The 24,798-nt window shown below is 39.9% G+C and carries 21 protein-coding genes; 13 read left to right on the forward strand and 8 right to left on the reverse strand.

Annotated features, from left to right (window positions below; all coding sequences use genetic code 11):
• Nucleotides 1-136 precede the first annotated feature (136 nt).
• The 8 genes from AC1M83_RS05570 (at nucleotide 137) to AC1M83_RS05605 (ending at nucleotide 8,150) form a co-directional block, all read left to right on the forward strand.
• Complete coding sequence (locus AC1M83_RS05570; protein WP_481590186.1) at nucleotides 137-514, forward strand: RcnB family protein; 378 nt, start codon at nucleotides 137-139, stop codon at nucleotides 512-514.
• A 150-nt stretch (nucleotides 515-664) separates the two neighbouring features.
• Nucleotides 665-2,017, forward strand: a complete 1,353-nt coding sequence (gene argA, locus AC1M83_RS05575) for an amino-acid N-acetyltransferase (protein WP_035264904.1) — start codon at nucleotides 665-667, stop codon at nucleotides 2,015-2,017.
• Nucleotides 2,018-2,380: 363 nt separating this feature from the next.
• On the forward strand, nucleotides 2,381-3,355 hold the full coding sequence (locus AC1M83_RS05580; RefSeq protein ID WP_481590187.1) for a sulfonate ABC transporter substrate-binding protein: 975 nt from the start codon (nucleotides 2,381-2,383) through the stop codon (nucleotides 3,353-3,355).
• A gap of 81 nt (nucleotides 3,356-3,436) precedes the next feature.
• Complete coding sequence (locus AC1M83_RS05585; RefSeq protein ID WP_481590208.1) at nucleotides 3,437-4,369, forward strand: sulfonate ABC transporter substrate-binding protein; 933 nt, start codon at nucleotides 3,437-3,439, stop codon at nucleotides 4,367-4,369.
• Between the two features lie 21 nt (nucleotides 4,370-4,390).
• Nucleotides 4,391-5,566 carry an FMNH2-dependent alkanesulfonate monooxygenase gene (ssuD, locus tag AC1M83_RS05590; protein ID WP_092766595.1) on the forward strand — a complete coding sequence of 392 codons (1,176 nt, stop codon included), beginning with the start codon at nucleotides 4,391-4,393 and terminating at the stop codon, nucleotides 5,564-5,566.
• 53 nt (nucleotides 5,567-5,619) lie between these two features.
• On the forward strand, nucleotides 5,620-6,417 hold the full coding sequence (gene ssuC, locus AC1M83_RS05595; protein ID WP_180000343.1) for an aliphatic sulfonate ABC transporter permease SsuC: 798 nt from the start codon (nucleotides 5,620-5,622) through the stop codon (nucleotides 6,415-6,417).
• A gap of 8 nt (nucleotides 6,418-6,425) precedes the next feature.
• Nucleotides 6,426-7,220 (forward strand): ABC transporter ATP-binding protein, encoded by a 795-nt coding sequence (locus AC1M83_RS05600; protein ID WP_035264921.1) that lies wholly within the window; start codon nucleotides 6,426-6,428, stop codon nucleotides 7,218-7,220.
• A gap of 315 nt (nucleotides 7,221-7,535) precedes the next feature.
• A complete protein-coding gene (locus AC1M83_RS05605; RefSeq protein WP_035264923.1) occupies nucleotides 7,536-8,150 on the forward strand; it encodes a TetR/AcrR family transcriptional regulator in 615 nt (204 codons plus the stop codon).
• 77 nt (nucleotides 8,151-8,227) lie between these two features.
• Here the strand turns inward: AC1M83_RS05605 and AC1M83_RS05610 are convergent, their stop codons facing one another.
• Nucleotides 8,228-8,797 (reverse strand): 5'-methylthioadenosine/S-adenosylhomocysteine nucleosidase family protein, encoded by a 570-nt coding sequence (locus AC1M83_RS05610; protein ID WP_481588753.1) that lies wholly within the window; start codon nucleotides 8,795-8,797, stop codon nucleotides 8,228-8,230.
• Between the two features lie 188 nt (nucleotides 8,798-8,985).
• On the opposite strand from AC1M83_RS05610, the gene ribF reads away from it, so the two are divergent.
• The 5 genes from ribF (at nucleotide 8,986) to AC1M83_RS05635 (ending at nucleotide 14,568) form a co-directional block, all read left to right on the forward strand.
• Nucleotides 8,986-9,987, forward strand: coding sequence for a riboflavin biosynthesis protein RibF (gene ribF / locus AC1M83_RS05615; RefSeq protein ID WP_481590188.1), 1,002 nt, complete (start codon nucleotides 8,986-8,988; stop codon nucleotides 9,985-9,987).
• 61 nt (nucleotides 9,988-10,048) lie between these two features.
• Complete coding sequence (gene ileS, locus AC1M83_RS05620; RefSeq protein WP_481590189.1) at nucleotides 10,049-12,895, forward strand: isoleucine--tRNA ligase; 2,847 nt, start codon at nucleotides 10,049-10,051, stop codon at nucleotides 12,893-12,895.
• Nucleotides 12,888-13,430 (forward strand): signal peptidase II, encoded by a 543-nt coding sequence (lspA, locus tag AC1M83_RS05625; protein ID WP_035270556.1) that lies wholly within the window; start codon nucleotides 12,888-12,890, stop codon nucleotides 13,428-13,430. Before ileS ends, lspA begins: the two co-directional genes overlap by 8 nt.
• Nucleotides 13,423-13,905 (forward strand): FKBP-type peptidyl-prolyl cis-trans isomerase, encoded by a 483-nt coding sequence (locus AC1M83_RS05630; RefSeq protein ID WP_035270560.1) that lies wholly within the window; start codon nucleotides 13,423-13,425, stop codon nucleotides 13,903-13,905. The genes lspA and AC1M83_RS05630 overlap by 8 nt, the downstream gene beginning before the upstream one ends.
• A gap of 120 nt (nucleotides 13,906-14,025) precedes the next feature.
• Nucleotides 14,026-14,568, forward strand: coding sequence for an NADPH-dependent FMN reductase (locus tag AC1M83_RS05635; protein ID WP_481590190.1), 543 nt, complete (start codon nucleotides 14,026-14,028; stop codon nucleotides 14,566-14,568).
• Nucleotides 14,569-14,703: 135 nt separating this feature from the next.
• Here the strand turns inward: AC1M83_RS05635 and AC1M83_RS05640 are convergent, their stop codons facing one another.
• The 7 genes from AC1M83_RS05640 to tssF are packed head-to-tail and all read right to left on the reverse strand — an operon-like array spanning nucleotide 14,704 to nucleotide 24,791.
• Nucleotides 14,704-14,970, reverse strand: a complete 267-nt coding sequence (locus AC1M83_RS05640) for a PAAR domain-containing protein (RefSeq protein ID WP_092766603.1) — start codon at nucleotides 14,968-14,970, stop codon at nucleotides 14,704-14,706.
• A 23-nt stretch (nucleotides 14,971-14,993) separates the two neighbouring features.
• Nucleotides 14,994-15,752 (reverse strand): OmpA family protein, encoded by a 759-nt coding sequence (locus tag AC1M83_RS05645; protein ID WP_481590191.1) that lies wholly within the window; start codon nucleotides 15,750-15,752, stop codon nucleotides 14,994-14,996.
• The gene (gene tagF, locus AC1M83_RS05650; RefSeq protein ID WP_092766605.1) at nucleotides 15,752-16,711 is read right to left on the reverse strand and encodes a type VI secretion system-associated protein TagF; all 960 of its coding nucleotides are present in this window, start codon (nucleotides 16,709-16,711) and stop codon (nucleotides 15,752-15,754) included. The genes AC1M83_RS05645 and tagF overlap by 1 nt, the downstream gene beginning before the upstream one ends.
• 43 nt (nucleotides 16,712-16,754) lie before the next feature.
• Nucleotides 16,755-20,594: a type VI secretion system membrane subunit TssM gene (gene tssM / locus AC1M83_RS05655; RefSeq protein WP_481590192.1), complete on the reverse strand. Its 3,840-nt coding sequence runs from the start codon at nucleotides 20,592-20,594 to the stop codon at nucleotides 16,755-16,757.
• 26 nt (nucleotides 20,595-20,620) lie between these two features.
• Nucleotides 20,621-22,027: a hypothetical protein gene (locus AC1M83_RS05660; protein WP_481590193.1), complete on the reverse strand. Its 1,407-nt coding sequence runs from the start codon at nucleotides 22,025-22,027 to the stop codon at nucleotides 20,621-20,623.
• Nucleotides 22,024-23,019: a type VI secretion system baseplate subunit TssG gene (gene tssG, locus AC1M83_RS05665; RefSeq protein ID WP_481590194.1), complete on the reverse strand. Its 996-nt coding sequence runs from the start codon at nucleotides 23,017-23,019 to the stop codon at nucleotides 22,024-22,026. The genes AC1M83_RS05660 and tssG overlap by 4 nt, the downstream gene beginning before the upstream one ends.
• The gene (tssF, locus tag AC1M83_RS05670; RefSeq protein ID WP_481590195.1) at nucleotides 22,983-24,791 is read right to left on the reverse strand and encodes a type VI secretion system baseplate subunit TssF; all 1,809 of its coding nucleotides are present in this window, start codon (nucleotides 24,789-24,791) and stop codon (nucleotides 22,983-22,985) included. Before tssF ends, tssG begins: the two co-directional genes overlap by 37 nt.
• Nucleotides 24,792-24,798 lie beyond the last annotated feature (7 nt).

A 24,798-nucleotide genomic window follows, 5' to 3' on the forward strand; every position in this document is an offset into this window, starting at 1 on the left:
TGAGTGCAATCCTAATCATTCATCTTCATCACTTCTTCATACATTTCACAAATTGACTATATCTCTCCACGGTTTATCTCAAATCATTTTGTACTTTAGCGATATAGGATAAATAACAAAGTTAGAGGTATCCCACATGAAAAAGTTAGTATCAGTACTTACATTAGCAATGAGTGGTTTATTGGCAACATCTGCGATGGCTGGTCCACATGACGATGGTCGTCACTATTCAAAACCAACTCCTCCACCAGCGCATTGGAATAAAGGTCAGACTGCGAAATATCAACATGACCGCTATGAACAAAATCGTGGCTTCCAAAATGTAAATCCAAGCCGTCAATGGCGAGTAGGTCAACAGTTACCACGTCAATTCCACTCTTCAAAATTTGAGTTAAGTGATCGTCAAGCGAAGAATCTACCTAAAGCGGCGCGTAACCAGCAGTGGTACAAAATTAATGGTGACTATGTCTTAGTGAATGAGCGTACAGATCGCATCGTGCGTATCATCGGATAAGCTTATTCCTAGATCTTCTCAAATTGATCTTCCCTGCACTCAGCCCAAACTCAGTTTGGGCTTTTTTATGTCTTTATTTTAATGCAGGTGTGGAAAATCATTTTTTTGTTTAGAATCTGATGACCACTTCCCGCTTCTATCGGTACATGCATGCAATCGGACTCAATAGATACAACTCAAAATATGACACAGCAATATGTGCATTGGTTCCGAAACTCAGCGCCGTATATCAACGCCCATCGTAATAAAACCTTCGTTTTAATGTTTGGCGGCGAAGCAGTTCAATCACCAAATTTTCAACATATTATTCATGATATTGCCCTTTTACATTCTCTCGGCATTCGACTCATTCTGGTTCATGGAGCACGACCACAAATCAGTGCAAATCTTGCTGAGAAGAATTTAGATAGTCCTTTTCATAATCATCGTAGAGTAACAACACGTGACTCATTAGGTGCGGTCATGTCTGCCGTAGGCTCAATCCGTTTACAAATCGAAGCCTTATTGTCTATGGGACTTGCAAATTCACCCATGTATGGTGCTCGCATTGATGTGGTATCTGGTAATTTTATAACAGCTAAACCTTATGGCATTCGTAATGGTATCGATTTTCAACTTACCGGTGAAGTGCGTTCAGTCGATGCAGATGCGATTCAAAAACATTTGGACAATCACAATATTGTATTGCTTGGCCCCTCAGGTTATTCAACCACTGGTGAAGTTTATAACTTGCTTGCTGAAGAAGTGGCGACCAAAACAGCTATCCAACTCGGTGCCGATAAACTCATTTTTCTCGGTTCCGAACAAGGTTTAATGCAAAGCCCACAGCAGTTGTTGCGCGAAGTGACCCCGCATCAGCTAGATCAACATATTGACGTTGCTTTAGAGCAAAATTATGAATTGGCATTGCATTTACAAAATGCCAAGGAAGCCTCTTTAAATGGCGTTAACCGCGTTCATTTATTATCTTATGAACATGATGGTGCATTAATCGAAGAATTATTTACTCGTGATGGGCATGGCACGATGATCACCGATGCACATTATGAAGAAGTCCGCACAGCGACGATTCAGGATGTCGGTGGATTAATCAGTTTATTACGCCCATTAGAACAAGAAGGCATTTTGGTATACCGCTCTAGAGAACGCTTGGAAAATGAAATTGATCATTTCGCTGTGATTGAACGTGACGGTATGGTTCTGGCTTGTGCAGCATTATATCCAATACCAACTGAATCAAATGAAATTCGTTCTGCAGAAATAGCCTGTGTGGCAGTACATCCAAGTTACCGCAAATCAAATCGTGGTAGCCAAATCTTGCACTATTTAGAAGAGAAAGCAAAAAAGTCTAATATCCAACAGTTATTTATTCTTACGACACGAACCGCACATTGGTTTTTGGAACAAGGGTTTGTCAAAGCATCGGTGGATGACTTACCACAAGCGCGTCAGGCACTTTATAATTTCCAAAGAAACTCAATTGTTTGTAAAAAGCCACTCTAAAGTGGCTTTTTTATTGCACCCTTATGAACTGCTTTATCTTTCTTTTATATATCGATATTCCTAGGTGAACTATCTTCACAATCATTCGATATATTCATACAAATCATATCCTTATCACAATTTAATATTTTAATATATATTTATATATTTCACAAACTTAGAAACAAAAATATCGTTATTCTTAGATTGAGCCTTTTGCATTTTTTTAGATATTTTTTTCTCTTTTAATTTTATCTTTTTTATTCATTAGGAATTCCTGAATTCTTATTTTTTACGAAATAGAAAATTCATTAACTTAGGCGTGTTACATGACGCATTTATTTTTTTGATTTTTTTTATTTTTAAGTTTTCAGGATTTTCAATATGAGCAGCTTTAACGCTAATCTTTGGAAAAAAACACTCATTTTGTCTTCTGCGTTAACAGGTGCTTTGCTACTCACTGGTTGCGACTCAAAAAAAGAAGATAAAACCCAAGTGTTAAATATCGGTTATCAAAAGTATGGCTTACTGCCCGTGATTAAAGAACGTGGTGAATTAGAAGCCGCTTTGAAGGATCAAAACATTCAAGTGAAATGGGTAGAGTTCCCAGGTGGACCACAACTGTTAGAAGGTTTGAATGTCGGCAGTGTTTCATTTGGTGAAGTCGGTGAAGCACCCCCTATTTTTGCCCAAGCAGCGAATTCAAATTTGGTTTATGTCGCAAATCAACCTGCGACTCCACGCGCTGAAGCGTTGATTGTTCAAAAAAATTCGAACATCAAAGATATTCAACAACTTAAAGGTAAGCGTGTAGCGTTAAACAAAGGTTCTAACGTTCATTATCTTCTCTTGAAGATCTTAGAAAAGAATCATTTGACGCTTGATGATATTGAAGTGGTTTACCTACCACCATCGGATGCTCGTGCAGCATTTGAGCGCGGTGCAGTCGATGCATGGGTAATCTGGGATCCGTTCTTTGCAGCGGCAGAGCATCAAATCGGCGCACGTGTTCTCGCTTCTGGCGAAGGGCATGCCAATAACTACCAATTCTATATGGCTGATCGTAAGTTCGTTGAACAGAATCCTGAAATTATACAAACCGTTGTTCAAGAACTTAATGAAGCATCTGATTGGATTGCTTCCAATAAAGATGAAGCCGCTCAACTGCTCGTGAAGCCTACAGGTCTAGATTACAAAATTCTTCAAACCTCAATTGGACGTATGAGCTTCGGCGTTTATCCAATTAGTACTGAAGTTACTCAACATCAGCAAAAAGTTGCCGATGTATTCCATCAACAGAAATTGATTCCAAACAAAATCAATATTCAGGCCGCAATTATTGCGCCTACACCCAAATAACAAGATGAAAAGGTGATGAACATGACTCAATATCAATCAGGAAATACAGCACACACTTGGTTTAAAACCTCAAGTCATTCAATGACAACGATGCTATTTGCCTGTGCGATGTTGGGTTGCTCAGCTGCATGGGCTGTTGATCCCTCAGTGAAAGAATTACGCCTTGGCTTCCAAAAATCTTCCGTAAATTTGGTGATTGCTCAACAGCAAAAACTGTTTGAGCAAGAATTTCCCAATGCCAAAATTACATGGAATGAGTTCCCTGGTGGTCCTCAAATTTTAGAAGCACTTGCAGTGGGTTCAGTGGATATTGGTGCAACAGGTGATACCCCCCCTGTTTATGCGCAAGCAGGAAACAAACCTTTGCATTACATTGCTTATGAGGCGGCGAAGCCACTTTCTTCAGCAATCTTAGTGCCGCAAAAATCCAAAATTACTCAGCTTAAACACCTCAAAGGCAAGCGTGTCGCAGTACATCGTGGCTCTAGTTCACATTATCTATTGGTCCAAGCCGTCCGAAAAGCAGGTTTGCAATGGAGCGATGTAAAACCAATTTGGTTAAGTCCTGCTGATGCACGCGCAGCATTCCAAAAAGGTGCTGTTGATGCATGGGCCATTTGGGACCCGTATTACGCTGCTGCTGAACTTGAAGATAAAGCAAAAGTTTTGACCACTGGACAAGGGCTGAGCCCGAATTACACGTTCTATCTCGCTTCAGGCAAGTTTATCGACAAACATCCTCAAGCGATTTCAGGTGTCATTGAACAGATTAATCTTGCTGATCAATGGGTTCAAAAGAACTTAAAAACTACAGCAACGATTTTTGCCAAAACAACAGGTTTAAAGCCGAATGTCAGCCAAACCTTTGTTCAGCGCCGACCTCGTCCATCTTATGCAGCACCTTTAACCGCGAAAGTCATTGCAGATCAGCAACAACTGGCTGATCGCTTTGCTGAGCTCAAAATCATTCCTAAACCGATACAAATTAACCAAGTCGTATGGACTGGTAAGTAACTCATATTAAGGACTTAAGTAATGAAAATTTTCTGGTTTATTCCTACTCATGGTGATAGTCGCTACCTAGGTACAAGCAAAGGCGGACGTGTTGTCGACCATGCCTACATGAAACAAATCGCTGTGGCGGTGGATAATCTAGGTTATGAAGGTGTGCTTATCCCGACTGGTCGTTCTTGTGAAGATCCATGGTTGACTGCCGCAAGTTTAATTGATGCCACCAAAAATCTTAAATTTCTCGTTGCTTTGCGTCCAGGGGTAACCACTCCTGCACTGGCTGCACGTATGGCAGCAACCTTTGACCGTCTTTCAAATGGCCGTGTTCTATTGAACTTGGTCACTGGTGGTGATGAGCAAGAGTTAAAAGGTGACGGCGTCTATGAAGATCATAAAACGCGTTATAAAACTGCGACTGAATATACTACGATTTGGCGCGAAATTTTAAAACGCTCACATACGGGTGAAAGCTTCACTTTCCATGGTGAACGTCTAAGCGTGGACGATGCAAAATTATTATATCCACCCGTGCAAAAACCTTATCCACCATTGTGGTTTGGTGGTTCTTCTGATGATGCTGTTGAACTGGCAACTGATCAAGTAGATACCTATTTAACTTGGGGAGAGCCTCCAGCAGCGGTTAAAGAAAAAATTGAAAATGTCCGCGCTAAGGCGGCAGCTAAAGGTCGCACCCTAGATTACGGTATTCGTTTACATGTCATCGTCCGCGAAACCAACGAGGAAGCATGGCGAGCTGCTGAAGAATTAATTCAGTATGTTGATGATGAAACCATCGCTGCGGCACAGAAAAAATTTAAACAAATGGACTCTGTTGGTCAACGTCGTATGGCTGAACTTCATAATGGAGATCGCTCGAAACTTGAAGTGTCACCAAACTTATGGGCTGGCGTAGGTCTCGTCCGTGGGGGTGCAGGCACGGCATTAGTAGGTGACCCTGAAACTGTGGCGGCACGTATCCAAGAATATGCAGATTTAGGCATTAATACCTTTATTTTCTCGGGTTATCCGCATCTTGAAGAATCAATTCGTTTTGCTGAATTGGTATTCCCTCTTCTACCATTAGAAACACGCCAAAAACTGACTCAACCTAATCTGACTGGTCCTTTTGGTGAGATTGTCGCGAATAACTATACTCCTGAAGAAAATAAAAAAGGAGATCAGGTTCAGGAGCCGGCATGACAACAGCGGTAGATAAAACTCAAAAGCATTCTATCGTGTTGAGTAAAACCAAGGTGGTTAAAGCTGAAGGTTTTCTCTCTCGAGGAACCAAACAACTGGGGCAACGTTTGTTGCCTTGGTTAGTACCTATTTTCCTTATTGTGATTTGGCAACTGGCATCAGTCACTGGCATTTTAGAAAGCCGTGTCTTGCCTGCTCCAACCGCAGTGGTTTTGGCTTTTTGGCATCTATTGCTCAGTGGTGAACTGTGGACACATGTCCAAGTCAGTGCGGGACGTGCACTGATTGGCTTGCTGATTGGTGGGGGCTTAGGATTATTTTTAGGATTGTTAAATGGCTCATCTAAAGTCGCTTCTACGTTACTCGACACGACCCTACAAATGATCCGTAATATTCCAGCTTTAGCTTTAATTCCATTGGTGATTCTATGGTTTGGAATTGACGAATCTGCCAAATTATTTTTGGTCGCGATTGGCGTGTTTTTCCCAATTTATATCAATACGTATCACGGTATCCGATCTGTAGATCCTCAGCTGATCGAGATGGGCAAGAGTTATGGTTTAACACGCTGGCAGTTATACAAAGAAATTATTTTACCAGGCGCACTTCCTTCCATTTTAGTTGGTTTACGCTTCGCACTAGGTTTAGTTTGGGTACTTTTAATTGTGGCGGAAACCATCTCGGCACAGGCTGGAATTGGCTACATGACCATGAATGCGCGTGAATTTTTACAAACAGATGTCGTTTTAGTTGGGATTCTACTGTATGCCCTACTAGGTAAATTAGCGGATGTACTCGCGGTTGCCTTAGAAAAATATTTATTACGCTGGCATCCAGGCTATCAAAAATAGGAATGCGTATGACTGATTTAAGTATTTCAAATCTCGCTGATGAACATGTTATTCCAGATCATGCCAGATCAGCTCCACAAAAAATCGGTGCAGAAATCAATCTTGAACAACTGCACAAGTTCTATGGCAAAGTTAAAGTATTAGAGGATTTAGACCTACATATAGAACCTGGTGAATTTGTTGCCATTGTGGGTCGAAGTGGCTGTGGTAAGAGTACGTTGTTACGGTTAATCGCGGATTTAGAACAACCGAGTTATGGTGAGATTAAATTTAAATCTGCACTGAACTTTCGTGAAGGTATTACCGCTGATGACATCCGCGTCATGTTCCAAGATCCTCGCCTATTACCATGGAAAAGCATTTTAAAAAATGTGCAATTGGGCTTAGATAAATCCCAGCATGATAAGGCTGAAGCATTATTGGAAAAAGTTGGCTTAAATGAAAAAGCTGAACTTTGGCCTGCACAACTTTCAGGTGGACAACGTCAACGAGCAGCGCTAGCACGTGCCTTGTCTCATACCCCTCGAATACTATTACTTGATGAACCTTTGGGGGCTTTAGATGCGCTTACGCGTTTAGACATGCAAAATCTAATCGAGAAACTATGGTTAGAACAAGGCTTCACCACCATCTTAGTGACACATGATGTCAGTGAAGCAGTCCAGTTAGCAGATCGTATTATTTTGCTCGATAAAGGTCATATCGCACATCAGTTCAAAGTAGATTTACCACGACCGCGACAAAAAAATGTCAAATTTGCAGAGCTTGAACAACAAGTTTTAGAAGCCGTACTCTCAACTTAAGCGATACAAAATATGACATTCTGAATTGTTGAATGAGGTAAATGGAAGTGTCTAATTTTCGTCGGAAAATTAGACACTTTTCGTACTGATAAATGGCTTTTTTTAATTAAATTAAAAGATATTCTCGATCAGCATTTCCCACATGAGTAATATGTATTTGTTTATCAAATAAATTGTACATGTGTCTTATTATTAGTTTTATCACTTAACTACACAATTATTCTTCATATTCTTTTGCAAATGCCCTAATCCTTGTGCACAAATCGCGCGTTTTGCCGTACAATTTGAGGTTCCTTTTTATAATTTACTGACGAGATGGAACAAAAGAAGAGTACGCAAAAACGTCAACAGCTTTTAGCTGCTGCATTAGATGTGTTTTCTGTGTATGGTTTTAGTGGTGCAAGCTTAGATGAAATTGCACAACTCGCGGAAATGCACAAATCGAATATTTTCTATTACTATGAAAATAAAGAAGCGCTCTATGTCGAAGTGCTGACTACTGTCATGCAAAAATGGTTAGCTCCACTGCAAATGTTGGAAGCTGATTTAGAGCCTGCTGAAGCGATCACGCAATATCTCATGCAAAAGATTGAGGTTTCCCGTACTCAACATAAGGCATCAAAATTATTTGCTTTAGAAATTATCCAAGGCGCACCACATATCCTGCCAATTTTGAAAGGCCCATTAAAAAAACTCTTCAAACGCAAATCTAAAGTCATTTCCACGTGGCAAGAGCAAGGCAAAATATCAGACAAGATCGATGCTGAGGTTTTAATTATTAACCTTTGGGGTATCACACAAAACTATGCTGATTTTAGCACCCAAACTGAAATGGTAACGGGAAAAACCTTACGGAATCGCACCATGTATCAACGTACCATCGAGCATACAGTCCATATGATGCTATACGGTATTTTACCTCGACCATAATTGGTTTATCTAAATCTCTTCGAGATTGATCTCTGGCATACGACCATAGTTTCTATGGTCGCCAAAATCTTCAAAATCTAGTGTTCCATACTCTGATATAAAGCCAATAATTTTTGAGCGCCCAACAACAAGTTCTCCTCCCAATCTAAATGTGCGGTGTCGTTTGCCCCATCTGTAATGTATTTCACGGAAATCAAACGAACGCCAAGTTTCTTACATACTTTGGCGAGCGCATATCCTTCCATATCAACCAACTGACATGGCACCTTAGGTGCACCAGTTTCAAAGCTATCGCCAGTCCCACAAATACCCTTGGGAAGATGTTGAAAATACGGCTCTAGGTTAATCGCTGCGGGAAATTCCTGATCCATCGGTGTAACACCAACTTCAAAGCCAAGCGGTGAAACATCCATATCTCGCTGTACAAATGTTGTTACTTCAACCAAGGAATGCGCATCAAAATGCGAACTTCCTGCTGTTCCTAAATTCAGCAAAGTTGTGCATCCCGTTTTTTGAATCACTTCAAAAGCTTTAAATGCTGCATTGACCTTACCAATACCACTGTAATGTACTGCAATATTTTCAGCTTCGAATAATCCTTTAGATTCGCTTGCTAAGGCCATAATTAGGGCTAGATCAGACATCACTTACTCATTAAATATTGAATGGAACACATTAGACAAAATATATCCGGAAATAAAAGTTTCTTTGATCTAATGACTCAAGCATCTTGATCTAGAATAAGAAAAGTATTGAATAAAAACACAACAACAAGACGAAACTGTGAGAATATGGCAATATATAGCCCAAATTAATTTTAGTCACCATTTCGCCCATGAAGCTACTCCGTCTGAATGCTTTAGCGCCCAACTTTCAATTGCCCAAAACTGCCGTCACCATTGGCAATTTTGATGGTGTTCATTTGGGTCATCAGGCGATGGTTCAGCAATTAAAAGACATAGCACAACAACAAGATTTAAAAACTGTGGTGATGATTTTTGAACCACAGCCTTTAGAATATTTTAAAAGTTACGACGCACCACCACGAATTAGTTCATTACGTGAAAAAGTGGAACATTTGGCTGCACTTGGTATCGACTACATTGTTGTTGCCAAATTTGATGACACATTCCGTAATTTAAGTGCGGAAGAGTTTGCTGATATTTTAAAATACAAGCTGAATACCCAAAGCCTAGTACTCGGTGAAGATCATCATTTTGGTAAAAACCGACAAGGTAATAGCCAATTCTTGCGCGATTATGGTTTTCAAGTCACCGATTTAAATAACGTTGAACTGAATGGCGAGCGTATTAGCTCCACCTTAATTCGCCAAACTTTGGCTACAGGGGACCTTAAAAAAGCTGCGGAGCTACTTGGTCGCCCGTATAGCATTACGGGTCGTGTTCAATATGGTGATCAAATCGGTCGCACCATTAACTTTCCAACTATCAATGTTCGTCTAAACCGCCATAAGCCCTGTTTGCATGGCATCTATGGTGTTGAAGTGATTTGTGAAACAGAATCGTTAAAAGACAAAGTTCGCAATGAAAATGCCGGATATCCAGGTGTCGCTGGTTATAAGGCTACAGCCCTTTTCGGTGCAGGACATGTCGGCACCCGACCAGCCATCGAACAGGAACATCCAGAGTGGCGATTAGAAGTACATTTCCCTGATGTTTCTGCTAATCTGTATGGCCTGTTAATGCGGGTAACATTTTTGAACTTTGTTCATGGCGAAAAGAATTATCCTTCGCTAGAAGCACTCAAAGCTGGGATCGATGATGATGTTGAGCAACTGCTTGAGTTTCGCCGAAACAACCCCAACTTTCCTTATTAATACTCCTTAATTTTTGTAAAACGCGTCAGCTTTAGACTGATTAAATTGGAAGACAACTTGCATGAGCGATAAGCAAACTCCTGAAAATGCAGTGGACTATAAAGCCACGCTAAACCTCCCAGGTACTGACTTTGCGATGAAAGCAAATCTCGCAGTACGTGAAGCGAAATGGTTAGAAGAGTGGTATGCCGACAACATTTATCAGCAGATTCGTGCGTCGCGTATTGGCAAGAAAAAATATGTGCTTCATGACGGCCCTCCATATGCGAATGGTCAAATTCACTTAGGTCATGCGGTTAACAAAGTCTTAAAAGACATCATCATTAAAAGCCGAGTGATGGATGGTTTTGATGCACCATACGTACCGGGCTGGGACTGTCATGGTCTTCCAATTGAACTTAAAGTTGAAGAAAAAGTCGGTAAAGTCGGCGTAAAAGTAGATGCTTCTACATTCCGTAAAGCCTGCCGTGAATATGCTTACACACAAGTTGAACTGCAAAAGAAAGACTTCGTGCGTATGGGCGTGTTTGGTGATTGGGACAATCCGTACTTAACGATGAACTTCAAACAAGAAGCCGACATCGTGCGTTCATTGGGTGCTATTGCCAAAGCAGGTCATATCGAACCAGGTCTTAAACCCGTCAACTGGTGTTTAGACTGTGGTTCATCATTGGCTGAAGCTGAAGTTGAATACGAAGATAAAAAATCAGACGCAATTGATGTGGGTTTCAGCGTTGTTGATTTAGCTGACCTTTCTGCACGTTTGGGTGTAGACATTGCTGAACGTACCGACATCGTGATTTGGACCACAACACCTTGGACTATGCCTGCCAACCAAGCGGTTGCGCTTCATACTGATCTCGAATATCAACTTGTGAAAGCGACTGGTGAAGACAAAGCACCTCAAAACTTCATTCTTGCGAAATCATTGGTTGAATCAGCTATTCAGCGTTATGGTTTTACTGCATTTGAAGTCATTGCAGAATTCACTGGTGCAAAACTTGAAAACCTTGTTCTGCAACACCCACTGATCGCTGAACGCCAAGTGCCTGTAATCTTAGGTGAGCACGTGACTGACGGTAGCGGTACAGGTGCTGTACATACTGCACCAGGTCATGGTGTAGACGATTATAAAGTTGGCTTACAGTACAACTTAAAAGTTGAAAACCCAGTCGGTGGTAATGGTGTGTATCTACCAACTTCGCCACTCTTTGCAGGCGAGCACATCTACAAAGCCAATCCAAAAATTATTGCAGCATTGACTGAAGCAGGCAAACTTTGGGCACATGTTGTGATTAAACATAGCTACCCACATTGCTGGCGCCATAAAACACCTATTATCTTCCGTGCAACACCACAATGGTTCATCAGCATGGATGCCAAAGGTCTACGCCAAGGTGCATTGAACGCGATTGAAAATGATATTGAGTTCGTACCAGATTGGGGTAAAAACCGTATTCAAGCGATGATCGAAGGTCGCCCAGATTGGTGTATCTCTCGCCAACGTACTTGGGGTGTGCCAATTCCATTCTTCGTTCATAAAGATACTAACGAGTTACACCCTCGTACACCTGAATTGATTGAAGAAGTTGCGAAGTTAATCGAGCAAGAAGGTATTGATGGTTGGTATAACCGTGATGCACGCGAATTCATCGGTGATGATGCAGATTGCTATAATGCTGTTCGAGATACTTTAGACGTATGGTTCGATTCAGGTACAACACACTTTGCAGTCCTTCGTGAACGTGAAGAGCTACAAGACCCTGCTGATTTGTACCTTGAAGGTTCAGACCAACACCGTGGTTGGTTCCAATCTTCATTGTTGACTTCAATGGCAATCAACGAACGCGCACCGTATAAAGGCTTGTTGACACACGGCTTCGTGGTCGATGAGAAAGGCCGTAAGATGTCGAAATCGATCGGTAACGTCATCACACCGCAAGACATCATTAAAGATATGGGTGCTGATGGCCTTCGTTTCTGGATTGCATCTGCAGACTACCGTTATGAAATGACCGCAGGTAAAGAAATCTTTAACCGTGCCTCAGACGGTTACCGTCGTATTCGTAACACATTGCGTTTCTTGTTAGCAAACTTAAATGGTTTCCAACCTGCGACTGATTGCTTAGCGATTGATGATTTGATTGCACTTGATCAATACATCTTGCAACGTGCTTCAGAAGTGCAAGAAACCATTAAGAAAGCTTACGAAGATATGAACTTCCATATCGTGACAAGTGCGCTAACGAATTTCTGTATCAACGATTTAGGTGGTTTCTACCTAGACATTATCAAAGACCGTCAGTACACCACCAAAGCAGATTCTCAAGCACGCCGTTCTGCACAAACTGCGTTGTACCATTTGGTTCAAGCATTTGTACGTTGGATGGCACCTATTTTAACGTTCACCGCACAAGAAGCTTGGCCATTGATTCCCGGTCAAACTGAGAAATATGTCTTCACTGCTGAATGGTATGATATTCCGACTGCATCAAGTGCCAATGTCGTATCAGAAACTGAATGGCAAACATTGATCAATGTGAAATCGGCAGTGAATAAGTTTATCGAGGCAGCACGTGGTGCGAAAACTGTGGGTTCAAACTTGTCTGCTAAGGTTGAGCTTTGGGCGAATGATGAACTTAAAGCCGTTCTAGACAAGTTAGGCGATGAACTTCGTTTCGTTCTCATTACTTCACAAGTGATGGTCAATAGTTTCGATGCAGCACAAGGTGAAGTATCTGACTTAGAAGGCTTGAATGTGAAAGTTTCTGCTGCTGACGGCGAAAAATGCGTTCGTTGCTGGCATGTTCTGCCTGATGTGAATACACATCCATCACATCCAGGACTATGTGGTCGTTGTATTATTAACCTCCCTACAGGTCAAGGCGAAGAGAGAAAATATGCCTAATCCACAAAATAATAAAAAAGGTTTATTCCAATTCTATCCCCACAATTTGTGGTGGATAGGATTGTCTATTGTTGCCATTATTTTGGATCAATGGACTAAATGGATAGCAAGTACACATCTGACTTATGCAGACCCTGTACCTGTTTTACCTTTTTTAAATTGGACATTACTACATAACTACGGCGCTGCCTTTAGTTTCTTGTCCGATGCCGGTGGATGGCAACGTTATTTCTTTACATCACTTGCAGGAATTGTCTCGGTTATTTTTGTGTTTTGGATTATGCGTATGCCAAAAAACATGAAAGTATTGCCTTTAGCCATCGCACTCATCTTAGGTGGGGCGATTGGTAATCTTATTGATCGAGTAAGTTTAGGCTATGTTGTAGATTTTATTCATGTCTACTATAACAATAGCCACTTCCCTGCTTTTAACCTTGCAGATAGTGCCATTACTTTAGGTACCATCTTAATGCTGATCGATACTTTTTTCTTAGAGAAACATCGTATTCAACGTGCGGAAGCGCAAAATGACTGATTTTATTAATCCAAATGAAGATACTCGCATTGAAGCGGGTTCAAAAGTACATTTACACTTTTCAGTAGCCATTGAAAATGGTGTTGAAATTGATAATACACGTAGTCGCGAAGAACCTGTAAGCCTTGTGATAGGTGATGGCAGCTTATTGCCTGGTTTTGAAAAAGCTTTATTTGGCTTACGTGCGGGGGACCGTCGTACAGTAAGTTTACCTGCTGAAGATGCTTTTGGCCCTTGGAACCAAGAGAACGTGCAAAAATTTGATACTGTTAAATTTGAGCAACGTCCTGCTGAAGGTCAAATGATTGAGTTTGAAGATAAAGCAAAGCAGTCATTATATGGTGTGGTTAAATCGGTTGGTGATGATATCACTGAGGTCGACTTTAACCATCCGCTTGCTGGTAAAGATATTACTTTTGAAGTTGAAATTTTCAAAGTAACACCAGCAGGTCAGCAAGGCATCAAAATTATGTAATGCCTGATTCGTGCATAAAAAAGCGCCTTATGGCGCTTTTTTTTAGATACATTTTCGATCTACCTTTTTAAAAAAAAACATTTTAAAGTCAGTGTGATAACAGTTAGAAGGATAAATTTGGTGAATATTCAAATTATTGTGGGAAGCGTTCGAGAAGGCCGCACAGCCATTAAAGTTGCAAATTGGGTTCAAAACACGATTTCATCATATAACTACAGCACGATTCAGACAGAAATTGTGGACTTAAAAGAATGGGATTTACCGTTTTTCGCTGGAGAAAATCCACCACTAACGGGTATATATGATCAACCTAAGCAACAAGAATGGGCTGCTCAAATCGCGAAAGGTGATGCATTTATATTTATTAGTCCTGAGTATAATCATGGTTACAGCCCTGCACTTAAAAATGCACTCGACTATTTAGGTAAAGAGTGGAATGGAAAACCTGCTGCTTATGTCAGTTATGGCGGTAGTAATGGCTCTCGCTCTATCGATCAAATCCGTCAAGTTGCTACGCAATTAGGTTTAGTCGACTCAAATGCCGTGGTTGAGATTCGCGATATTTTTGCACGCAATCGCAATGAAACATTCGAAGGCAATGAATTCGATGACAAAGCGCTTAAATCTGCATTTGATAAAATTGTGCAATATGTAAGTGCGTAAAAATCATCTTCAGATCATCAGTAGGTGCGCGATTACAAATACCGAAGACACTTTGATCGAGATAAAATTATAGTTGAAAAAGTGAACCCTCTAAAATTAGAGGGTTCTTTTTAGATACAGATCCCAATGAATTAACTAATTTTGTCCAACCGTTAAACTTTGATTCCCTATACATTTGCATCCACATGCCAAAGGTGAATTATGCTGTGCGGCGGGTTTTCCCATAATAACCATTTTGCTGTCACCCGCAACAATTGTCGTCACCGTTTTATGTTTAGGACAGGTGGCCTTATCCCCTACACAAGCAACTGGCTTACCTTCGATTAAGAAAGAACTATTTGCTGAAATAACCTGCCCACCACCAGTGGTTGGAGAGCCAATCGTAATATAAGGGAAAGCCATACACTTGTTCCTTTTATAATATTTTATTGAACTTCAAACTCGATTCTTCGATTTTTCTTACGACCCTCTTCCGTTGCATTGTCTGCAACAGGTTCATCAGCACCCATACCCGCTGTACTTAATCGTGAAGGTGAAATATTCTTGGCAATCAAATATTGTTTTACTACATCCGCACGTTGCAAGCTCAATTCTTTGTTTTTCTGTGGATTACCTTGACTGTCAGTATGTCCGATGATTTTGACATTTTTGCCTTGAACTTTGTTTAGCGCAACCACCATTTCGTCTAAAATTTGTGTGCCTGCTGGTAAAAGTGTGGCACTTCCAGAAGCAAATTCAATAATTCGATTTTTTAAAGCATTATCAATGATGGCTTGTTCTGCATGATTCACAGATAACTGTGCATTAAAGCGATAAGGTGCCACAACTAAATTTTGAAATGTATTTTGAGTCGGTACGATATCATTTTGATTGAGGACTTTACCTGTGAGCTCAACTTGTGTTCCTCTTACACTCAATTTTCCTTGAGAAACTTTTTTAAGATCAGGTGTAATGACTTGTGTCACGGAATCACTCCATCCATTGGGTGCAGTGACAGGACGAACCTGAATTTTATCGATAATTTGGTCTTGGCTATAGACCACTTTCATTTTATTCAATATGGCCTGTTTGCTCATCTCGTTAGGAACAACTCCCTCAACGATAATTTCTTTCGCAAACGATATAACACTTATACTCAATATCGAACTAAGCAATGAAATCTTTAATAAGGTTTTCTTCATCATTATTCTTCTATAAAAGTCTGTCGGAATAATTTCATTCCTTGATTTAAACTTAACTGTCGTTCGCACAAAGATTGCTCGAGTGCAGCAAGACCTGCATTTTGCTCCAAATAGCGATCAATCCACTGTGCTTGTACCAATGAAACCCAATGTTCAGAGCTTAAGTTCTGATTGAAAATATCACTTAATGCTTCAATATCTGCGCCCTGAAAGCCAAATAATAAAACTGGACGTTCTGAATGAAGAATACCAATTAACACTTCGGTATTATGTTTTGGCAAAAATCTTGCGATTAAACTAACCCAGAATGCTGCGATTTCATAACAAAAACTAGGGTTGTGAATCGGTAAAATTAACACCTTATTCAGTTTACTCGTTCCATTTTTTAATACAGGTTGGAGTAAAAGACCTAGTCCAATCATGCTTTGTGCAAGCTCATAGACCGATATTTTCATCATTTGTGCAAACGAATGCATGGTATGATTTTCAAAAAAAGCGGTTGATTCAGTTACATCAAGAACTTGAATTTCTTTTTTGAGCTGAGCCAGTTTTTCGATTAAATCATCAGCATCTCGAATTTGACGAATCACTCGGTTTCTTTGAAATAAGTCAATCAAAACTGGCTTATAGCTATAAGGTGCATAGAGCAAATTTTGGTAGGGTGCATCCACTTCCAATAAGTGACTCAACACCATAGGAAACTGACGACCTGAGCTGTCTTGGCTGGTCACTAAGTTTGCAACCAAGAACATATTTTCACGCGGATTGGCAATAAAGAAATCTAATGATGCCAAACTTTGATAATTTTGATCGAAGTTTGGATTTCTCATTGCCATTTCAAGTGCTTCAGTAATCCACTGATCAATCACTTGAATCAGAGAATACTGTCCTTTGGTTTTCAGAAAATCGCCACGAGCAGGACTCTTACCATAGTACAAAGGCGTTGTTTTCACACTGTACATATCGCCTCCTACTGATGATCCATCTTAAGTTGTACTCCATACATCATGGCTGTGCTCCTTGTGTTGCATTTTGCAATGCCGTATTCGTTGAATTCTCAGCTTGAGGTGCTGGTGTTGGTGCCTTTTGAGCAGATACCACACGTGCTGTCGCCTTGTTGGTCGTCACCTTATCAACCAATTGCAAACCGTTTAAATCACGATTAGAACCAACGCCTGTTCCACCTTGACCTGAATTCCCACTGATCAAACGGAAGTTTACTTTTACCGCTAATGATGGTTGTTGAGCACTTGCCCAAGTCATTTCGATGACACCATTTTGATCACGACGTTGCGAAGAGTCGATCAAACGATTGATCCCGTATTCACCTGGTGCATCAAAAATCGTATGCGTTTTCCCTTCGAGATCGACTGCAGTAATACGTGCTCCAGGAATAGCACCAGTATTCGGCCAAACAAAGTTCACCCACTGTTGGATACCATTTTCAAAGACCATACGTTGACCATCAATATCAATCGTATAAGACAGCAACTGTGGATTAGACAATGGATAGAATTGGAAGTTGGACTGATTGGTCGCAGCAGGCGCAGAACCTTGTGACAAAGTACCTGTAGCTACACCGTTAAGTGGTGAAACATAGCGTTGGAAACTCATCACAAATTGTGGGTTCAAGATAATGCCTTGGTCTTTCCACGTTTTAGAAGTCAGTGTGTAGCCACGACGAATCACAAATGGATCGAGCGTTTCTTTAACAAAATTGGCAATACTACCGCCCTCACCGAAGATTTGACCGATTTCACTACTCGTCGCTTGGATTGAAGCCGAGGTATTGAATGGAACCTTTTGGCTCAGAGTCTGATTAAACGGTTGATAAGCTTGCATCACCCATAATTTATTAATCTCATCTTGTGCTGGCGTGATTAAGCTTGCAAAGGATTGTGTCAGTGGACTCACCAAAAGCTTTTGAATGAGCTTATTGTCAATATCATTCAGACCGACCGTCAGTTTTTCATCGACAAGTTTTTGCGTAGTATTAAATACTGAGGTTTGTTCATTGATGGTTTGTTTTACCAAAGCCATCGCATTTGGGCCAATATCCCCTGCATTTCGGAGATCATTAAACTTACTGCGTACCTGTGCGAGATTTTCTAAATACTCATCAAGTAATGATTTATTTTGCTGATCATCACGTTTACGAACCAACTGATAAAAAACGTTAAATTCTTTTGAGATAGCACCTTGGGCACGCTCAGCTGCACGTTGAATTTCATTGGTATTATCTTGACGAAGAACCTTACGTTTAAACCAAGCGATAAATCCTGTTTGTGGAGCCGCCAATTCCGCTTGAACCACAGGGTTATCCCAATTGGTTTCTTTCGCTGTATGCTCAATGAGCAAACGTATCGGGGAGTTTTGAGGCTCACCCAATAAATCTATTGTTTTATGTTGCTGGGCAAAATCAGGTTGTTTTGCATAATAAATTCCATTCAAGAATTTACGCCACTCTGCGATATATTCTTTCTTATAGAGTTCAGTCAGCTGCTTACGAATTTGATCTGGACTACCACTAAAGGTGAGGTCATCTGATTGATTGCTGTTCAACACCCAGTCACGACTGTCTGTCGGACTATTCGCAGCTTCATCAATGGCTTGATCGATATATTCGTTCCATGCCTTATATGTAAATACCCCAGGAAGAGCATAAGAACCTAATACGGCACTACGATTGTTCTCACCTACAATTTGAGCTGCTGTCACTGCTGGATATCGTACAGCAGCACGCATTTTGATCTCATTATAAACTCGATCACGTGCTGGCATCCCCTTCATCACCGCCAACAATACTTGTCGGCTTTGATCAACCAATTGCGCATCCGCTGACAACTGTGGGAATTTTGGATCATTCGCCAATGTCATGGTATAGGTCAGCACCTGCTCCGCTTTTTGGATCATTTCACCACGTGGCATTTGTCCACGATTGGCATCTAACCATGAACGCCAAAAGCGCGTAACCTGATCACTCAGATGACTTGCTTCCATATATTTTGAATTGCTCATCATCAAATAAGCTTTCAATGCGTTGTAAGCATCTTGGGGATTCGAATCAGAAGGTTCCAAAGCATTTTGTGCAGGTTTAGCCGATACTTGCTGAATTTCAACATTAACGTGATTTTCTTTTAGTGTCGCTTCATTATTTTTTACACGTTGCAAGAACTGACCAATATTTTGTTGAGATGGTTCTAAAACAATTTGTCGCACACCATTTAAATATTCGGTTTTAAGTTTTTCCCGCAGATCATTGCCTTGATACAAACCAAAGCCAAACTTTAATGGACGATCTTCTTCAAATTGATCTAACTGTTCTAAACGCTGTTGTAAAATTAGTAACGAGTCGAGCTGTGTCGCCAAATGCTGACCTGATGCCTGCTCCATTTGCATCACTTTATTCAGATCAGCTTGAACATCTGCGATCAACTGTTGATTGTTACGGTAAGACCACACCCACAGGCCTAAAATTACAGATACCCCAAGTAAAGCTGCAATAAAACTCAAATAACGTTGGCGCTTTTTCGCCGGGTTAATATGTTGCTTCACCAAGTTTTTATCTTTCAGAATGACATCTGAAAATAATCCCTTTAAGAAATACCCATGATTCTGTGATACAGAATTTTGTGGAATACCATGTTCGCTGTTCGGAATTTTCTGAAGTCTAAATTCTTGAGCAATTTGCTCCGTCATTGGACTCTCGATCGTTCCTTCTTGTAAGGCACTGGTGAAGTAAAAACCACGGAATACAGGTTTGAACTGATACGGATTTTCCTCAAATAGTGTTCCTATAAAAGTTTTGAGTGCTGGTTTTAAAGTCTTAAACTCAAGCGGAAAAGTCATCACACTTGGTGAGATATTCTGTGCATGACGGCGACTTAAATGAGTCGTACTTACGCTTTTCAATCCATCATACAAAATATTGTAATGATGCTCGAATAGATCAACAGCATTTTCAGATGAATCTGGATTATAAGGCAGCGTTGCTCCCCAAACTTGGTCAAATTCATCCTGATCATAACAATCAAAAAACTCAGTGAATCCTGCGATCAAATCCATTTTAGAAAACACCAAATACACAGGTGCAAAGATTTCTAAACGTTCCGTCAAATCTTGTATACGTGCTCTCAAGTTTTTAGCGAGTTTCAAAGATTTTTCAGGACTTTGGCTAACTAACTCGGCAATACTGACGGTGACAATCAGTCCATTAATCGGCGCTTTAGATCTATTTTTTTTGAGCAAGTTCAAAAAACCAATCCACTCAGAGTGATCTTCTGCATAGACTGAGTAACGACCAGCAGTATCCAACAACACCCCTTCTGTTGAGAAAAACCAGTCGCAATTACGTGTTCCACTCAAACCTGAAGACACTGCATTTTTATGCGTTTCTTCGAATGGGAACTTTAAGCCCGAGTTATAAATGGCAGAACTCTTACCGGCAGCAGGGTTACCAATGACCATATACCAAGGCAACTCATATAGCGCTGCATTCCCTTTTTTATCACCCAGCTTTGACTTACGAATGAGCTGAATTGAATCCTTCATCTGTTGATGAACCAATTGTAGTTCATCTTTATCCTTCTGCTTACCATACTCAGCTTGGGTATCTTTTTCGATTGCTTCCGCCAATTCTTCCCCTTGCTTCTCATGGCGTTTGCGTTGAATGAACCAATAGATTCCATAACCGATTAGACCCAGTACATAAGCCACCGCAAGCGGCCAGAAATACTGTCTAGGTATCGTGTGATAGGCAGACACTAAGGCAACAAACAATGACAATGCAATGATTGCCTTTGGGTTTGAAACGTACTGCCATACATAGCCTAATATCGTGTGCATTGTATTCTCATTTTTTTCGTAAATTTTTAAACGTTTTGCTGCTCAGGATTTATGTCTGATTCTGATTGATAAGTTTGAATAAATGTCTGAACATCTGGGTTTTGAGTTGTATACACCATTGTCATCAAGGCATCATCAAACTGAAAAGCGAGAGTAAAGCCAAAAATTTTAGCTAAGCTTTGTGTATTCCCAAGTGTTGGAAAAAGCATTAAATAGTGATGTTGCTCAATATTCGTATTGGCAAAATTTTGCTCAATTTTCTTAAGTGTTTTGAGTTGAGTAATGTCATCCAACAGAACTGTAAAGGGCTGCTCATTTTCCACTTTGAACTGATGATCAATGTTATAGCGATCTAAACTCTGTTTCAGTTGTTTTTCATTTATCGCAATATCTAATGTTTTCGTAGGTAAAACATTTTCAATTTGAATTTTAGGTGAAGCTAAACAACAGCTCGAAATATATTCTGCAGGAATATACTGCTCTGAAATCCAAATCTTTTCATCTAATGTATCTTGGTCAATTTCGGAATCAACGATAAACACAAGACTTATAGACGACTCATCTTTTTCAATACTTTGTAAAAGATGAATCCATTCACTATAGCTTGTTTCAGCACCCCAATAGTGGTGTTCCACGTGAAACACTTCAGGAATATAATTGAGCTGACTCAGGTAGTCTGAAATGAGTTGCTCAGAATCTTGTTCATCCCAAACATGCAGTAATTCTTCAGCGAGAATCAGGTGGATTTTAAGCTTATTCAGTCGATAAACTTGCTGCACAGAAGGAGTATCTTCTTCCCCATCATGATACTCAGCCTGAGGATCAATCCATGCTGGATGCATACGATAAGATTGGCTAATTTGAGTATCGTAGAAAAGTGCAGATTTTTTTAAATGCTCACTAATTTCCCAGAGTATTTCTGTTTGTTGTTCGAGTTGAGTCAGAATCAATTGGTGAATGCGGTATTGCCGTTTGAAGCTATATTCATCCTCTTCATCTTGTTCGACGTCTAAATCAGAAATTCGATAACTCAGAATAGGCAAGCCATACCCATTCAATAATTTGTCATCAAGTTCAGGACTCTTGAATTCCCGAATCGCATCAATAATCAGATGATTTTCACCCAAAGCATTGAGTGCATAAGCGCGATAGACATTTAAATTGATCCACACCACAGGCTCAGGCTGTAGCTCCTCAATTGTGGTCTCATCGCTAAGTTGAGGATCATTCTGTTTATTTTTTTGCTCTTTTATCCAATGATAAATCATATAGGGCATCACCAAAAAAGCAGTGGTTGCAACAGGTAACAATCCAAAAAAGATAAGTAGATCACTGCCAGAAGGATCAAAATTGATGTCACGCCAATACAGCACCACAATCGCAGAAATCACCAGATAAACAGTAAGGAACACTCCAACAATGATTTTGATCATGACGCTACTCCAAGCAATGGGTAGCAAGTTTCATCATTGTCTAGCGGTTGATTATGAGCTAAAAAGGCACCCTGACTAAGCCCCATAGAATGCTCCGAATTTAAAGTAATAGGCTGTATTTCTTGTTTTGATAAAATTAAACGAACATCAACCAATAAGGTTGGGCTACACCAGCTTTGTAGTAGTTTTTTTAATTTTAAACTTAGTTTTTGTTGTGGTAGAAAATCTAGGTAAGTTTTACGATCCAACGGTCCAATTTGAATTTCAATTTTGCCATCAATTTGGGTAATAGTCTCTCCACAAAATGTATTCAATCCTAACAAGCTTGGCGTCGCCCCTCCTAAGGATGTTCTCTGCTGAAGCTCTAATTTAAATTTTTCAGGGATAAACTCTTGTATTGCCACATGCTGATTAAATACCTGTGCAATCATAGTTTTTAAAGCATGTGCTGTATTATTTTGCCCCTGCATTAATCCTGCAAATTCAGCAAAATAATCATCAAGTTCTTGTTGTTGATGTTGCTGACTAATATAACCATTTAAAGCATGGATAATATTCAGATAATGATTTTCAGACTCGACCTCATACCGTACTGGTAAATTGTACTTGACCGTCGCATCAACGAATTGTGAAGTGAGCTTATGATTAAATAAACTCAAGAATTGCGTTGTTTCAACTCGAAATTTGCGTGGTGCTGATTTAACTTTATTGGTATAGCTATAGGGTAATGCCCCCTGCATGCCAGTCAAACCCACCATTAAATTTGTAAGCTGAACTTTGTCATCTTCTAAAGCGAGTGATTCAATTTCTTTTTTAGGGAAGTTAAGCTCTAAGGAAGGATGAAATTTAAAATCACGATCCCATGGTGTATGTGGCCGAGCATAGGGCACATGTCTTAACAATCGAATCGACTGAATAAATTCATAAGCAGTCGGCTGTTGAAATAAATGGTCTATTACAGAAGCTTCTTGCCACCAACGTTCTGCACGCATTGGTATAACTCCTGTTGTGATTGAGCATCTTCGATTATGACATCGACAAAACTATTTAACTGCACTTTTAAGTTAAACACATGGCTCAGCAATTGACTGAAAATATAAAGACTATGACCTCTGAATACTTGTTCATCGATTCGGATAACAACTTTGAGTCCTCGTACGAAAAGCGGGAAAGGTTTGGCTTCAACCAACTTATGCGTCAGGCTAAATTCAATTTGTTTAATCGAGTTAATTAATAGATGATTTTCTTTATTCGACGGTAAGTTATATAACTCTAATAATTCTTTTAAATGCGCTACCGCATCCCCTTTCATCAGTGCTAACGTATTTAATGAAAGATGAGAAATAATGCGCCATTGCTCTTTCTGATTTTGCTCAAATTGATAGGGTAAACTCGGACGCTTCAATACCAAAGCACGACGTGCCAAACTACTATCATTTAGATTTAAAATATTATTTGACTGGCTTAATGCTTCATGCGGTAAATTCCGATTCGAACATAGCAATACGGTGCTAATAAAATCAGACTTTATATCATACGGCTGTAAATGCTTAGAAATAATGGAATAACCCGTTTCAACAAACTTATTGTTGAGCTGGGATGAGTTCAATGCATAGAAAAATTGGACATTTTCATCATGGTAATGACTCATTCCAAAGAACGGCAACACTGGATGATAAACCTGATCCAGATTAATCTTTTCACGAACCATGTGCATTTTCTGAATCGAATAGACCTGATAAAATTCAGGATGATGCGCATCCGTGATCAATGGATATTCGAGTTGTCGATGATGTATTTTTTGTGGTTCAGCATTTTTTTCAAAAAGATTAACAGCTGGCGTGCTGAACAATTTGAAATTTGCAACATTCAGCTCTGAATAATTACGAATAATCGCCTGATCGTTTAGGTTTAACTTAAAATGAATTTGGAGATCAAAACTCGTTTGTTGATCTAATAAATTTCTTAAAAAAGACAAATCAAGATTAAGAAAGCTGAATTTATCTGCAAAACAAAAATATTCCATCAACAAGCGATAGGCATGATGTGTATGTTGATCAATAGGCAATAAACTCTCATCTTCCTCAAAGCCCATTAAGGAAAATGGATTAGAAATTTGATAAAGCTGTGTTCCAATGCGTACCGTAAAAGTCGTATCTTTTTTGAAAATACTATCCAAAACTTGCAGCGGAAAATTTGAAATAGCATCTAAATAAATAGGGAGTTTTTCTTGATGAATCCACAAGCCTGCTTCATTGAAAGTTTCAAAACTTAATTGCAAAGTGGCATTTTGATTGAGATGAATTTGAGCACTTGGGTTCGTTTTAAATTGAACTTGGTTCAGTTGAATGGGAAGTAATCGTACAGCTTGACAGGTATTAAATTCACATTGAACCCCCTTAAAGCTTCGTGATTTTAGCGTTGTTGCCTGCGGAATGACGTGAGCTTCAGTTAATTGTTTTATTTTATTTTGATCTTCGAAACTGACGACAGTACAACTTGGAAAATGTCTTAAATATTGAGGGAACATCACCTCAAATAAAGCACGTGTAAAAACGTCATAACTGTCTGCTAATTTTTTATCAATTCGAGCAGCAATCAACGAAAACGCCTGAATTAAGCGCTCAATGTGTGGATCATCAATCTGTTCTTGGTTGAGCGAGAGCCGTTGGGCAATTTTAGGATACTTCTGAGCAAACTCACGAGATTGTTGTCCAAATTCTTGTAATTGTTTTTCGTAGTACGGTAAAAGTTCTTCTATCACAAAAGCC

The organism is Acinetobacter sp. 25-47-130 (assembly GCF_056779705.1).